We start from the raw sequence: 14,364 nt of genomic DNA, 5'->3' as shown, positions 1-14,364 counted from the left end.
TTCTCAGCTTTCGTATATTCGGGCAACCGCACAGGTCGCCTGTCTGTTTTTATGTTTCGGTATTAGTAGTTCAGGCGTTGTCTGTTGATTATTGAATAGGCTGCTGGCATCAATCAGCGCAGCAGCTTCTGCAACGCCGTAGCAGCCTACTTCTCTATAAACAATATCGGACTTTTGCGTAAGCTGGTTTTCAACTGTCCTAAGCCTTTCAGCACTATAGGTGTGAAAAGGGATGTTGAGCTTTGCCGCTAGCTCGATAAGCCCGACTTCATCCTGTTTTACGTCAATACTGGCTATAGCGCTTAGATCATCAACGGTGAGGTTCGATAGCAGCAACGTCTCTTCAAGCAACTGTCTTAGCACAGGCATTGGGCAGTGCCTTTCACACCCCATTCCTGCAATATATCTTGGCTTTAGATAGGTTTGTGCACTGGTAATCACCAGTTGAGCATCAATTACCTGTGCAACCTGCCGACCCCAATCGTTGGCTCCCCCTTCGTGCCCAGACAAAAGCGGAATGACAAACTGCCCATGTTCGTCGAGCACTAATACGGCAGGGTCTTTGTATTTATCTGCCAGCACGGGGGCAAGGGTTCGTATGGCAATACCTGTGGCGCAGATCAAAATAAGTCGTTCACCGCTCGAAAACAGTGTTTGTACCTGATCAGCAAATGGTTTGGGTTTATGTTGGTGATGGGTGGCGACCCCCAGCGCGACTAAACGAGTCGCTAATTGCTGGCCTTTGTCCGTGAGGCTTATGACGGTGCTAGAGGATGTGTTATTCATGAGAGAGTATTCTATTGTTCCCTTTGCTGTCGGGTAACTATAAACAACGAAAAGTAAGGCCCTGCTTCTGCGCTTAGTGTCGATATATCATAGATTACTTTCTGCTGCTCGCGGGTCGCGTACTCTACATAGACGGTTTCATGGAGGCGTCCGCTCGTCTTGATCAGGTTGACTAGTCGCGGCCTGGATTGCCCGACTTTCATCAGTACCAGGCTATCAAACTCATTTAGATGGCTGAGTATTTTTTCATCACTCAGACGTCCTGAAAGTACCGCATAGTTCTCTTTCTGCATGGTAAGCGGAATGCCGGCTACAGCGCTGGCTGCATTGGGTGAGCTGATGCCAGGTACCGATATACAAGTGAACTCATCACATAGTCGCTCTTGCAGATAGCTGTAAGAGCCAAAAAACAGCGGGTCGCCCTCGCAGAGAAACACCACCGTCTGGCCCTGTTGAAGGGCTATTCGAATCTTTTCTGCCGCTTGATCGTAAGCACTATTGGCTGCGGTTCGGTCTCGCTTGTAAGGCATCGGGATAGCAATTTCAACGGCTTTGGTTGCTCTCTCGTTAATCAGCGCCTGAGCAATGTCTTTTGATTGGGAGTGGCCTGGTTTGTCGCTATTTGCATCATTGCAGAGGTAACAAATGACATCACACTGGCTGATTAACCTTGCGGCTTTCAGGGTTATAAGTTCAGGGTCGCCTGGCCCTACACCTAAGCCATAAAATATGCCCGATGTTTGAGGCTCTTTTCTGTTTGTTGGGCTCAACTCTCAACCCCTTTGGTCAGCGTAAGAAGCGTCACGGGCAGTTGAGGCCGCATCACTAGCTGGCCTGCGATAGAGTCGCCGCGAGATAATGCTATTTGTGACCACTCGACCGAGACAGACGCGGGTGTTTGTTCCGCAAACTGAATAAGCGTTGCCTTAGTGGTTTCGGTTACTGCGGATGCGACCACTTTGCCTGCGGGTTTAAGCCGACTCAACGCGGTGTTGAGAATCTGTTCAAGCTGGCCACCACTGCCGCCAATAAATACGGCATCCGGGTCTGGCAAAGAGTCACAGGCATCAGGTGCTGTGCCATCGATAATATGGAGGTTATTAACCACACCGAACGTTGTTTGGTTGGCGCTGCAGTAGCTGAGTCGTTCCGCATTGTTTTCGACAGCGAAAACGGTTCCATTTGGGTTCCAGCGTGCCCACTCAATGGCCACACTGCCGCAGCCAGCACCAATATCCCAGCCAATATCCCCTGCCTTGGGTGCCAGTTGCGAGAGTATTGCCAAACGAACTTCTTTTTTAGTGATGAGCCCTTTTCCGGGGGCTTTGCCTGTTTCAAATAGTGCGTCTTCAATACCGGGGAAGGTAGGCAGAAGCCCCCCGGAGCCTTGGCACTGAATAATGGTTACGTGCAACGGGTGAAAGGTTTCTGAGGTCAGCTTGGGGTCATCAACATGAAATGATCTAATTTGTTGCGCTTTGCCTCCCAAGTCTTCGCAGACCCAGAGCAGTGACTGTTCAAACTGACAATCGATTAACTCATGGGCGATGGCGGCAGGGTGGCTGTGTTGATCGGTGAGTACCGCGTATAGTTTGCCTGGTTGAACACGCGCACGAAGACTGGCGAGAGGCCGACCATGCAGGGTGATTGTTTCAGAACTTTGCCATGGCAGTCCCAATTGATGAAAAGCTGCTTGAATACTTGAAATATTGGCATGAAAGACCAGCTGCTCCCGCCCCACCGTTCTCCCTAACCAATCACCCAACCCGTAGTACAGAGGATCGCCAGACGCCAACAGGACGATACGTTGCTGCTGATGCTTAAACAGCCACTCAGCTAAGCCGGAGAAGGGCGAAGGGTAGGGGATTTTTTCCCCTTTAGTTTGATAGCCGGAAACCTTCTCCAGTTGATGCTCTGCGCCGACCACCCAATCGGCATTGTGCAATGCCGCCTGTGCAGACTCGCCAAGTGCTGGGCCGGTTCCTGCTCCAACGCCCAGCCCAATAATATTTATTGGGCATCCGATCCATTTTGGTTGAGAGGTTGAGCTCATGTTGGAAGCTAACGGCGCTTGAGAAGGTATTGTCGATTTCATTAGAAACAAATGCCTCGTGACAGTCTTAAGCAGGCATTCCAGGCGCTGGCAGACAATGCACTGCCACCTCGTTTGCCTCTCAGTGACATCACATTCAGGCCCATGCTGCTCGACGCTTCAATGAGCGCTTCTTTGGATTCCGCCGCTCCGACAAAGCCGACCGGCATCCCTATAATCAGCGCCGGTTTATCTGCCCCCGCTGCGATCATTTCTAACAACCGGAATAGTGCGGTTGGGGCGTTGCCAATAATAACCACACTGTCTTTTAAATGCGGCTGCCATAGTGAGAGGGCTGCCATGGACCGTGTTTCGCCGTTGGATTTGGCCAACTCAGGTACACGTTCATCGTTTAAAAAACAGTGTACCGGGCCCGTTTGAAAACGGCGGGTTAAGCCGTGTTTGACCATCTCAACGTCGCAAAGAACCGTGGTTTGACTCGATGCTGCCTCTAATCCGGCTGCTATTCCAGCAGAGACCGCGTGCTCAGAAAGATAGATATCTTCAATGAGGGATGGGTCGCCGCAGGTATGTATAAGGCGCATGGCGACCTGAGCTTCGTCAGCAGAAAGGGCACTGAGGTCTGTGAGTGCCCGAATCTGCCGGAATGACTCCACTTCAATAGCGTGCGGGTCTTTTTCGTAATGATAGAGTTCAGTTTTTGACATAGCCTTTGGTTTTACAATCGTTACGGATTATTGATATTTACGCTATACCACTCTGCAACCGCCGTCATTCCCGCGAAGGCGGGAATCCATAGAGCTGTTATTTTAAACACTGGACCCCCGCCTTCGCGAGGGTGACAAAGAGTGTAAATTTTAGTGTTTTCGAATGATAACTACTCGCGGTCATTTATGATCGTGGCTATGGTGATGGCCGTGATGGTGATCGTGACTGTGTCCGTGGTGATGACTATGATGATCATGATCTGCATCGGTACCAGAGCCCCGAACGTGATGATGGTGACCCTCTTGAGGAGTGCCGACTTTATGTTCACTCCCCAGAATCTGCACACGATATTGGCACATCTGGCAATTCATATTACCTGTGCCGTTTTCGGCTTCTTCCATTTTATCCATGAAGGTTTCAAGCACTAATGGATGATCGTTCAGGTAAGGTGCGTTAACCACGGTCACGTCAGGGTATTTTGCCTGGTAGTCGTCTGCCCACTGGTAGATTTTTTTCACCAGGCGGCCGGTGAATAGAAAGTATGGGAAAACGATGACCTTTTTGAAACCCAAACCGTGCGCCCGCTCAAGCGCTTCATCAACCAGTGGTGAGGTTACGCCACTGAAACAGGTGATCGCCCAGCCAAAGCCCATACCTTCTTCAAGCATTCTGGTAATTTTGCAGATATTTGAATTGGCATCACTATCAGACGCACCACGCCCTACCACCACCAGCAAGGTGTCCTTGCGGTTGTATTCGTCGCCAAACTTCTCAACCATTTGGGCTTCCGCTTCTTCAATTCTTGCGGCGGACGCACGCACCATATTGGCGTGTACGCCCAGATGCGTTCCATAGGTGATATCGATACCTTCTATTTCTGCCTGCAAGGTATTCAGCTCGCTCGGAATATCATTCTTGGCGTGGCCTGCGGCCATCAACATGCCAGGGATTGCCGTGATTTTGGTGGCCCCTTGCTCTACCAGTTTATCAATCCCGTCAGCAATGACCGGGCGGGCAAACTCCAGAAAGCCGGTCGCACAGAGTCTATCGGGGTACTTTTCCTGAAAGTGCTCTGCCAGTTGATGAAACTCTTCAACGGCTTCAACATCCCTGGATCCGTGTCCTACTACGAGTAGTGCTGGCTTTTGATTGTCGGTCATAGTTCTCTCGGTTTATGTGTAATCTGGTTATCTATCATTCAACGAATGGCTTTGATGAGGTCATGTTCGTTGTTGTAAGTTGTACTATAGTCGCTACCCGTTTCAGGTCTGTTTAGCATGATAACGGGAAGTTTTAATTTCTGTGCAGCGTTTAGTTTTCCATCAACGGCTCGGCCGCCGCTGTTTTTACAAACCACGACATCGATATGGTTGGTTTTCAGCAGCTCAATTTCATCCTGTTCCGTGAACGGGCCAATAGCCTTGACCAGGCGATACCGTTGTTGCGTTTGGTTGCTCTCAACGGCAGACCGAATTAGCCAAAACTGATGGTCTGGAATTAAGTGGGCATCATTAATCGCTAAGCGGCCAATTGTAACAAAAGGGCGCTTAAATAGGTGCATTGCTTTTTTCGCTTCACTCCAGCTACTCACCGTAATCCAGTGGTCTTTTGGTGTGGCTTGCCAAGGCGGGCGAACATAGTGCAGCAACGGAATGTTGAGCTGCTCGCAAACAATAGAGGCGTTGTTGCTGATTGTGATGGCGTAGGGGTGAGTGGCGTCAATCACTTTTTCAATGTGGTGCTGTTGTAAAAACCGTTTCATTCCCAGCTGGCTTCGGTTGTCCAACTGCTGTGTCGAGGTTTTATCGTCAATTGTCAGCGGTGCGGTGCTAGAGAATTGGCTAAACCCGCCCGTGTGAACCGTGCAGTCAAGCAGAGGCTTTCTGACGATCCCTGCAATACTGTAAATAAGCTTGATGGTCTGATCGCCCGATTGGTTACCTGCGAGCAGTGAATTGGCAATATTAATGGCATCCCGAGTGCCCCCTAACAGCAATATGTTCATGTTGTCTGCCTTGGGGTGCGCGTGCCATTGCACCAGCCAGCATGCCCAACGACATCACCCTGTTTGTCTACCGCCCAAACCTCTACCTGAACCCTGTTCGGGATAAGTTTGGCCGCGACTGATCGAGCTTGTTCGCAGATAATATTACCAAGGGGAATAGAATGTTGCTGGCACAGCTTCAGTGCCTGCAAGCTGGTATTGCAGACTTTGATCTGTTTGCATAGCGGCTCATCGGCCCCGCCAAGCGCTGCTTTGTCGGCCAGCTCTTCAAGGTCAATATTTGAGGCGCGGCTGTGCAGATCCATATGGCCATTGGCCAGTTTGCTAAACTTTCCAAAACCACCAATAAGGGATAGTTTGGCAACCGGGGCGTGTTTAATATGTTTGAGTACCGCCCCGACAAAATCACCCATCTCTACCAGTGCCATTTCTGGCAACGAGTAGAGCCGTTGGGCGCGCTTTTCACTGGTAGAGCCGGTGCATGCAGCAATGTGTTTTATGTCATTTTTATAGGCAACATCAATTCCCTGCTGAATTGAGGCAATATATGCAGAGCATGAGAACGGGCGCACAATGCCAGTCGTACCCAAAATAGACAAGCCACCGACGATACCCAGTCTTGGGTTCATGGTTTTGGTTGCGATATGCTCGCCATTTTTGATGCCAATATGCACATTAAATCCGCCGCGGTAATCCAGCGCTTCTGCAAGCTTTATTAGGTGCGATTGCATCATCTGTCTGGGAACCGGGTTGATAGCCGGTTCACCTTTAGTAATTGATAGTCCTTCGCGGGTGACGGTACCCACCCCTGGCGCGGCGTGAAAAAAGACACCGGCTTCAGTGCATAGCTCTACTTCTGCGAAGACCGTGGCACCGTGTGTGACATCAGGGTCATCGCCGGCATTCTTGATGGTAGCAGCAAATGCAGACTGGGCTGATGATAAGCGGCACTCGGTTAAAGCGAACTCTACGTGCTGGCCGCGAGGCAGGGTGATCGTGCAAGTCTGGGTCACTTCGCCACCCAACAATAAGCGGGCTGCGGCCAGGCTGGTCGCTGTAGCACATGCTCCGGTGGTGTAGCCGCTGCGCAACGGTCGCTTGGTTTCTGGGGACTCTTCACGCATCTGCGGCTCAATTCTATCTAATGGCTAATATTAGTGTGTTAAGCGACCGCAGGTGCGAAGCTTTCTGCAATCCACAACCCACCCAATACCATTGAGAGGCAAGCAACGCCGCCACGGCTTATATTGAACAGCAGGTTGCTTTTGTTTTGCAGCCAGGTTTGCAAGCCGCCCAGAGAGGCACCGAATAGAAACATGCTGAGCATAACACCCAATGAGAACAGCACAATATAGCCCATTGCGACATCCAGACGTCCCTGACTGACAGCGGGAATCAGTGCTAGAACGGGAGCACTTCCTGCCAGCCCATGAGTGACACCAACTAATACAGGGGTGTGATTATGCTTGTTGGACTTATCATTCGCCAAGTGGACGTGGGTAATATCGCCATGTTGGTGAACGTGCATTTTTACAGACTGTCGCCAAAGGCTAACCAGTAGCCACGCCCCCAAGCCGATCAGCATAAACCCGACAGCGCGTTCTGCCCAGAGTGATAAACTCTCTGGAACCTGGACGCCAAGGGCAAATATCAACAGGCCAAGTGCGACTAGCACGCCGCCGTGACCGGCTGCCCATTGAACGCAGAATTTCATCGATTGCTTAATGCTTGGGCGCTTACTCGATAGCGTTGACACGGCCATAATGTGGTCTGCATCAAAAGCGTGTAGCAGGCCCAGACCTAATCCAGTACTTAATAGGGCGATAATGGGTAAATCAATCATGTTATGTTATCTCGACGTAGTGGTTTTTTCGGATTTATTAATGCTATCGCTTATACTGCGGCCTGAACCAGATTCATTAAGCGTAGAGTTTAGCGTATGAACCCCAATAGCAGAAATGGTGAGAGTGCTAAGACTGTTCTGAGTGCTCAGGTCATCGAAGATGTTTGTTGCCCTGTTTTGATGATTGCATCCCCCGGATCGGGGCATGGTAAAACCACGCTGACGGCACTGCTTGCCCGGCTGCATCGTAACAAAGGCCGAAGGGTTCAGGTTTTTAAGACCGGCCCTGATTTTCTCGACCCTATGATCCACGAATGTGCTTCTGGCCAAGTGGTTTTTAACCTCGATCTCTGGATGATGGGGGAGTTCGATATTAGACGTATGCTGCATCGCGCAGCTCGTGATAACGATCTGATTATCATTGAGTGCGCGATGGGGTTGTTTGATGGGCAGGCCAGAAATACCAGCGCAGATCTTGCGAGACTGCTGGGTGTGCCTATCGTTGCTGTTATTGATGCTCAAGGCGTTGCGCAAACATTTGGCGCTATTGCCCATGGTTTGCAAACCTTCCAGCAAGACCTGCCTTTTGGTGGCGTAATCGCCAATAACATTGGAAGTTCCCATCACTTCCAGTTGATTAAGCAAGGCACCCCCGCCCGTGTTCCGTTGATTGCTGGTGTTCCCAGAGATAAGGGGCTGGTGTTGCCTGAGCGGCACTTGGGGTTGGTTCAGGCCTGCGAGCTTGCTGATCTTGATAGCTGGCTTGATGACGGCGTGGACATTCTGCTCAACAGTGCAATCTCTGCGGGTATTGAGCGTTTGCCTGAGGCGATCATTTTTAGTTTTCCCCATTTGGTTTGTTCGAGCTTTAATGATGCCGGTATTATTGGCGAGGCCAGACCTTTGACCGGGCAGCGAATTGCTGTTGCCAGAGATACTGCATTCGGCTTTATCTATCAGGCCAACCTTGAACTGTTGAGTACTTTGGGGGCTGAGTTGTGCTTCTTCTCGCCCCTGGGCAATCAAGCTGTCCCCGACTGTGATGGCGTTTGGTTGCCGGGTGGATACCCTGAGTTGTTCGCGGATCAGTTGAGTAGCAGTCGACTCACTCAATCTACGCTTAAAGCGTTGGTCGATAACAACACACCCGTGCTTGCGGAGTGTGGAGGCATGCTCTTTCTGCTTGAGGAGCTGACTACAATTGATGGTTTGACACACGCCATGTGCGGTTTTGTTCCGGCCAAAGCGAGGATGAAACCCCGCTTTCAAGGGCTTGGTTTGCAAACTATGCGCTGGCCTGAAGGGGAGCTTCGTGGCCACACCTTCCACCACTCTGAAATGTTGCTGAGTGAAGATGCTGTCAATGGCGCTGTTGATGGTGCTAGCAATGGAGATCAGGCGCTCGAACCGATTGCTCATGCCATTCGGCAACGAGACCGAACCCTGGGAGAAGCGCTGTTTCAGGTCGGCTCTATCAGGTGTTCCTATTTCCACGCATACTTCCCTTCCAACCGGGAGGCGATTGCTAGATTCTTCTGCCCTTGATAAGCGGCTATTCGGTCGCTTATGACTCATGAGGCTAATACCTCATCTGGATGAAACAGACGAATCGTTGCCGCTTGGTTCGAAGGGAAGTAAAAATGCAGGTACGAGGCTGTTAGCCCTTTACTCCTTACAACGGGTTCACCGGGAGCCGGGTGTTTAATGCGTTTACCAAAGGTAATCGCCGGCAGAGTCTCTTCGCTTTTGCTGCGATGATGAGCGTGGCCGCGAAGCTCGCCTTCCGGGAGTGCAGCACTTTGCATGCCTTGGCACCCACCTTTAGTACGCATCACCCCAATGCCGGGAATTAGCCCTGCCATCGGCCAATCCTGATTATCAAGGGTGACGATAGATTGCTGAGCATAGAGCATACCGCCGCATTCAGCGAGAATCTTATGACCCTGCAGGTAAAACGCCTTGATAGACTCCCGCATTGAGAGGTTTTGGCTAATTTTTTCTAGGTGCAGCTCAGGATAACCGCCAGGGAGCCATAGGCTGTCTACCTCTGGAAGTTGTTCATCTGCGCAGGGTGAGAAAAAATGCAGCTCGGCACCCAAGCGTTCTAATAGTCTGAGGTTGGCAGGGTAGATAAAACTAAAGGCTTCATCCCTTGCAATCGCAATTTTTACACCGGCTAACGACTTAACATGCTGAGTCGTGTTGACCTTTAAGGTTTCTTCTATTTCGTCATGGAAAGCTACAGGCTCAGGTAACGTATCTAACCCGGCTGTTGCTAATATATCGGCTATTTGATCGAGCTTTTCATCATAATCTTCCAGCTCGTGGGGGCGAACCAGACCTAAATGTCGCTGAGGCAAGGTGAGTTGGTCTTGTTTTTTTAGGCAGCCCAAGACCGGTATGCTGTCAGGCATGCTTTCTCTTACCAGTTCGGCATGACGATCACTGCCCAGTGTGTTGGCGATAATGCCAGCAAATGGCAGGGAGGGGCGGTACTGGGTTAAACCAAGCGCAATAGCGCCCACAGTCTGTGCCATGGTGGGGGCGCTGATAATGGCCGCGACAGGTATACCAAAATACTCTGCCAGATCAGCACCGCTTGGGTCGCCATCATATAGCCCCATGACCCCTTCAATCAGAATAAGGTCGGCATCTTTTGCGGCTTCATATAGATAATGACGGCAACGCTTTTTGCCAACCATCCATAAATCAAGCTGCTCTGCCGGGCTGCCAGCCGCTTGCTCAAGTATGAGCGGGTCTAAGTAGTCTGGCCCTGTTTTAAAGACCCGCACTTTACGGCCCTGATTACGGTGATAACGAGCAAGCCCGGCAGTGATCGTTGTCTTGCCCTGGCCAGATGCGATAGCACTGATAAACAGGGCGGGGCAGAGTACTGCGCCTCCCTGTTTAGTTGGCTCATCTATCTGTTGGTCAAAGGTGTCATTCTGCTCTGGCCTCAACATGGTTACCACTCAATGCCTATTTGGGCTTTAACACCTTGGCGGAAAGCATGTTTTTCGTCCTGTACAACACTAATCGTATCCGCGATGTCTTGCAGTGCTCGATGCATGGTACGACCGGTGATAATCACGTTTTGATGTGCCGGGCGATTCTTTAAGGCCTTAATGACCGGTTCAATATCCAGGTATTCATACTTGAACATATAGCTCATCTCATCAAATACCAGAATATTATAGTTTGGGTCATTCAGCATTACTTCTGCCTGTTTCCATGCTGCCTGGGCGGCTTCAATATCCTTTGATTTATCTTGGGTTTCCCAAGTGAAACCGTGGCCCATTACATGGAAGTCGACTCGGGGATGGTCTTTGAAAAACAGGTATTCGCCTGTGTGGCGACGGCCTTTTATAAATTGGATGACGCCAGCTTGCTGCTCATGCCCCAACGCTCTTGCCATGGTGCCAAACGCTGAGCTGCTTTTGCCTTTGCCGTTCCCCTTCATCAGAATCAGCACGCCTCGCTCTTCCGTTGCCTTGGCGATACGCTCGTCCACAACGGCTTTCTTTTTTGCTTTGCGGGCTTGGTGTTTGGCTTGTTCAGCCGCTTCAATTTCTGGGCTATGTTTGTCGTTATTACTCACAGAAAAGCTCCATTTATAAGCGGTGGCTCTGTTTCAAGGCGGTCTGGCAAGTCATCAATATGTTGATAGTTGGCATTTAACAGGGCTGCAATTGCGCGGCATCGCTCTAACCGAATAGCGTGTTGTTCGGTGTCAATCACTGTAATGACTGCACCCGTAGACGCGCTGATGGATGAAAAAGCTGAAATATCATCGTTTGATCGCCCGTCAGTCAACACGTACAGGTGAAGGTTTTTACTGGGTGCGCGAGACTGTGCTTTGTGAAGTAGTTCTTTAGCTTGCGCCAATGCTTTACGAAGGGGAGTGCCGCCGCCGAGTGTGATCTGATTGAGTATGGGGTCAATATCCTTAGGTGCGCGCTGAGGGTGAAGCAGTGTGCTCACTTTGTTGTTGCCGAACGCGATAATCGCCAGTTCTTGACGCTCGAGGTAGCTCTGATGAGACAACTCCGAGACAGCGCCTTTTGCTTTACCCAGTGACTGCTGGCTGCCGGTTGATGCTGAACTGTCGATAAGCACCAGGTTAAGCTGCCCCGGTTTTTGCTGGGGTTTTAGATAATGTAAGGTCGAGAGTCTCGCAGGTGTGCCTTTCTCAGAACCTCGAATATTGGAATCCCGAAGCCGTTGAATATTTTGCCCATCAGTCAGCGTTGGCACCCAAGCGACTCGTTGTGCTTTTTTTGTCTGGCTTCTCAGGCCTAACGCATAGGCACTTACTTTTGCGTTGCCGAACCCTTTTTGGCCATGTGTAATGTTGGATTTAACCCTCTTCTGGTCTCTGGTCTTGGGTTTATTGATAACCCGTTTGCCTGAAGTTGCCATCGCACTGGGTTGTATTGCACCCCACTGTCCTTCGTTATTCTGCTTTTTATTACTCGGCTCTTCTGAGGCTCCGTTGGAACCAGCCTGGGAGCGAGGTTGTTTAAATCGAGAGCCACGGTCGGCATATGGACGGCTTCCCTGTGATGGAGGTGTTGCTGCATCATCGGGAGAGTGGTTTTTATGTTTTGGAGGCTGAGGTTCATTTGGCGGTGTTGTCGTACGGCGATGGGCAAGCACAAACTCTTCAACTTCATCGATATGCTGAGTGCTGACTTTCACCTCTCCGTGCCATGCCGCTTGGGCTTTGGCAGCTCGCTGTAAGGTAATATCTGCTCTCAGTCCCTCGACGCCTGATGCCTCGCAGCGTTCAGCGATGTCGAGCTGTTCTGCCTCTCCGATAACAACCTCCGGTAACAACGCCTGAGCGCATACCAATTCATTGTGAATCGTTTGCTGTTGTTCGGCGTGGCGCTCTAGAAAGGAGACTGGGTTGTCATCAAATTCTAAGCGCTTCTTTACTGCTTCAACTCGCTGTTTTGGGTTAAGTCTTTCATTTATATCAACAAATAACCCAAACCTATCTTGTAATTGAGGACGTAATTCACCTTCGTCGGGGTTCATTGTGCCGATCAATACAAATTTACTTTCATGCTCTTTGGTAATGCCATCCCGCTCAACATGGTTGATGCCGCTGGCAGCAACATCTAACAACAAATCGACTAAATGATCGGGTAGTAGGTTGACCTCATCAACGTAGAGAATGCCGTTATGGGCTCTGGAGAGAAGGCCAGGTGAAAAGGCAACTTCGCCATTCGCCAGTACGCGTTCAATATCGAGTGAGCCGACGAGTTTTTCTTCCGTTGCGCCTAAAGGCAGTGTCACAAATGGCTTGGTTGATTTGGTAAGTGAGTGCTCACTTAAAAGTTCGCCAAGTCCTCTTGCCAGTGTGGTCTTGCCCATTCCTCTCGGGCCACTAATCAGCACGCCACCGAGCTTTGAGTCTATCGCAGATAAAAGCAGCGCCTGCTTGAGAGCGCTCTGGCCTACGACGGCGCAAAATGGATAGTGATATGACTTCATTTGCCAAGACCTCACAGGAAGGCGCTGCAATTAAGCGGCGCCAGTCGACTCTTCGTCAGGTAGTTTGAACAAGGTATTAATGGCGATGGCCGATAGAAGGCCCAGGCAAACCCAGAATACGCCGTTTACCACCGTTGTTGCCATTACAAACTGACCAACAAGGGCCTCAAGTGCTGCGACTGCATTTGCATCCGGGTGAGCAAAGCCGTGCATCGCTGGCTGCGGAGCTCCCAGAATATGGGGGATGGCAATAACCAGCAATCCACCCCAGCGTAAAGCACCTTTGCCAAACGCGAGTAGGCCCAGACCCAGGGAGGTAAAGGTTACCGCCAACAGCCACCAGCTTTGTCTGCCTTCAAGTGCTGCGGCCTCCATGCCTGGTATCTCTGGTGGAAGCCCCAGCGATGGAGAGACAAAAAAGGATAGATACCCTGCAAGCCCCCAAAGTAAGCCTGCGACCGGGCTGGTTTTGCCCGAAAGCGCCATGCCACTAATAACCACCAATGAAAAACCAATGGCCATCAGTGTGCTCGATAAAAAGGTGAAAAATGTTCTCTCTGCGCCGTCTTCAGGGCCCCATGCCTCCGGGTCGTGAGAGTGTTCCTGAATATGCTGTTTCGATGCGGTGTCTGAGTTGTTTTCGAGCGCCTCAAAATGGCCGCTGATGTTTTCAGACGTATGGTGTGCCGGGTTGCTGTGATCATGTGCCGTTGCTTCGCCTGCTGCCATGTCTGTGCTAGACGGGAGTTCGTCTGCTATTTCATAGACTTCTGCCCCTAAAATAATAGGCGTGACTTGAAAGTGTTGCAGGGTGCCAAGAATAATGCCCGCGAGCAGGCCTGCCGCTACCGCAGCAAATACAATATTTCTAAAAAACATAAGAGTTCTCGAATGCTAAAAGGTATTTAAGATAAACGTTAGGTGTTTAGCGTCTTTTCCAGAGTCCTTCTTAGTGGCAAGGGAAAGCAGCACTATGACGCGTATCGTGAGCTGCATTGTGAGCAGCATCCATTGGCAGTAAACCAACAGCGAATACGATTGTTAATCCGAGAATAGCGGCAGCTAAAATTTGTGAGCGTTTAGAGGCTGCTACAGAAGTGGTTGTTGCATGAGTGTTTGAAACTTGAGTTGTCATGATGAAATTGTCCTTCGTGCTCACCCGCACTGAAATGAGGAAAATAAAAGCACACTGCGCTGTTTAGGGCTGTGTGGTTTGTGCGCTTACAGCGTGATGTCCAGGGGCTGGTATCGGACTCATGGCGTATATCGCCACCTACCGTTGCGGGGGCAGTGTAGGCTTTACGATAGCCGGTTGCTATGCGGACCTACTTCCCATTTAACTTGCTCATGAGTAACAACATGAAGCAAGACCTCTATGACTGTCAAATGCTAACAGAGAGTGCCGATTTGTCAATTGAATGAACTGTATTTAGCCATTTTGAAGTATATAAAAACAACTATGACCGCTCA

Annotated in this window: 14 protein-coding genes and 1 riboswitch; of the genes, 1 reads left to right on the top strand and 13 read right to left on the bottom strand. The window is 50.4% G+C overall.

Features of this window, described 5'->3' with window-relative positions:
• Positions 1-3 precede the first annotated feature (3 nt).
• The 8 genes from MY523_RS17830 to MY523_RS17795 form a co-directional block, all read right to left on the bottom strand.
• Positions 4-786 (bottom strand): cobalamin biosynthesis protein, encoded by a 783-nt coding sequence (locus MY523_RS17830; RefSeq protein WP_250656031.1) that lies wholly within the window; start codon positions 784-786, stop codon positions 4-6.
• An 11-nt stretch (positions 787-797) separates the two neighbouring features.
• Positions 798-1,556 (bottom strand): precorrin-2 C(20)-methyltransferase, encoded by a 759-nt coding sequence (gene cobI, locus MY523_RS17825; protein ID WP_250656030.1) that lies wholly within the window; start codon positions 1,554-1,556, stop codon positions 798-800.
• A complete protein-coding gene (cbiE, locus tag MY523_RS17820) occupies positions 1,553-2,881 on the bottom strand; it encodes a precorrin-6y C5,15-methyltransferase (decarboxylating) subunit CbiE (protein ID WP_250656029.1) in 1,329 nt (442 codons plus the stop codon). Before cbiE ends, cobI begins: the two co-directional genes overlap by 4 nt.
• On the bottom strand, positions 2,881-3,546 hold the full coding sequence (locus MY523_RS17815) for a precorrin-8X methylmutase (RefSeq protein WP_250656028.1): 666 nt from the start codon (positions 3,544-3,546) through the stop codon (positions 2,881-2,883). The genes cbiE and MY523_RS17815 overlap by 1 nt, the downstream gene beginning before the upstream one ends.
• Before the next feature lie 180 nt (positions 3,547-3,726).
• On the bottom strand, positions 3,727-4,707 hold the full coding sequence (locus MY523_RS17810) for a sirohydrochlorin chelatase (RefSeq protein WP_250656027.1): 981 nt from the start codon (positions 4,705-4,707) through the stop codon (positions 3,727-3,729).
• A gap of 38 nt (positions 4,708-4,745) precedes the next feature.
• On the bottom strand, positions 4,746-5,552 hold the full coding sequence (locus MY523_RS17805; protein ID WP_250656026.1) for a precorrin-6A/cobalt-precorrin-6A reductase: 807 nt from the start codon (positions 5,550-5,552) through the stop codon (positions 4,746-4,748).
• The gene (locus tag MY523_RS17800; RefSeq protein WP_250656025.1) at positions 5,549-6,676 is read right to left on the bottom strand and encodes a cobalt-precorrin-5B (C(1))-methyltransferase; all 1,128 of its coding nucleotides are present in this window, start codon (positions 6,674-6,676) and stop codon (positions 5,549-5,551) included. The genes MY523_RS17805 and MY523_RS17800 overlap by 4 nt, the downstream gene beginning before the upstream one ends.
• Positions 6,677-6,714: 38 nt before the next feature.
• Positions 6,715-7,395, bottom strand: a complete 681-nt coding sequence (locus tag MY523_RS17795; protein ID WP_250656024.1) for an urease accessory protein UreH domain-containing protein — start codon at positions 7,393-7,395, stop codon at positions 6,715-6,717.
• A gap of 96 nt (positions 7,396-7,491) precedes the next feature.
• Between MY523_RS17795 and MY523_RS17790 the strand changes: the two genes are divergently transcribed.
• A complete protein-coding gene (locus MY523_RS17790; protein WP_250656023.1) occupies positions 7,492-8,940 on the top strand; it encodes a cobyrinic acid a,c-diamide synthase CobB in 1,449 nt (482 codons plus the stop codon).
• 26 nt (positions 8,941-8,966) lie between these two features.
• Here MY523_RS17790 and MY523_RS17785 read toward each other — a convergent pair whose 3' ends face one another.
• The 5 genes from MY523_RS17785 to MY523_RS17765 all read right to left on the bottom strand — a co-directional run bounded on the left by MY523_RS17785 (position 8,967) and on the right by MY523_RS17765 (position 14,029).
• A complete protein-coding gene (locus tag MY523_RS17785) occupies positions 8,967-10,358 on the bottom strand; it encodes a cobyrinic acid a,c-diamide synthase CobB (RefSeq protein ID WP_250658845.1) in 1,392 nt (463 codons plus the stop codon).
• 2 nt (positions 10,359-10,360) lie between these two features.
• Positions 10,361-10,993 carry a cob(I)yrinic acid a,c-diamide adenosyltransferase gene (gene cobO, locus MY523_RS17780; RefSeq protein WP_250656022.1) on the bottom strand — a complete coding sequence of 211 codons (633 nt, stop codon included), beginning with the start codon at positions 10,991-10,993 and terminating at the stop codon, positions 10,361-10,363.
• Positions 10,990-12,894: an AAA family ATPase gene (locus tag MY523_RS17775; RefSeq protein ID WP_250656021.1), complete on the bottom strand. Its 1,905-nt coding sequence runs from the start codon at positions 12,892-12,894 to the stop codon at positions 10,990-10,992. Before MY523_RS17775 ends, cobO begins: the two co-directional genes overlap by 4 nt.
• Before the next feature lie 30 nt (positions 12,895-12,924).
• The gene (locus MY523_RS17770; RefSeq protein WP_250656020.1) at positions 12,925-13,773 is read right to left on the bottom strand and encodes a CbtA family protein; all 849 of its coding nucleotides are present in this window, start codon (positions 13,771-13,773) and stop codon (positions 12,925-12,927) included.
• 70 nt (positions 13,774-13,843) lie between these two features.
• A complete protein-coding gene (locus MY523_RS17765; RefSeq protein WP_250656019.1) occupies positions 13,844-14,029 on the bottom strand; it encodes a CbtB domain-containing protein in 186 nt (61 codons plus the stop codon).
• A gap of 88 nt (positions 14,030-14,117) precedes the next feature.
• A riboswitch (cobalamin riboswitch) is annotated at positions 14,118-14,284 on the bottom strand.
• Between the last annotated feature and the right edge of the window lie 80 nt (positions 14,285-14,364).

This window comes from Alkalimarinus coralli (assembly GCF_023650515.1).
GTDB classification, from domain to species: domain Bacteria; phylum Pseudomonadota; class Gammaproteobacteria; order Pseudomonadales; family Oleiphilaceae; genus Alkalimarinus; species Alkalimarinus coralli.
Note: the sequence above shows the minus strand (reverse complement) of the source record. Positions and strands in the feature narration are given on the sequence as shown.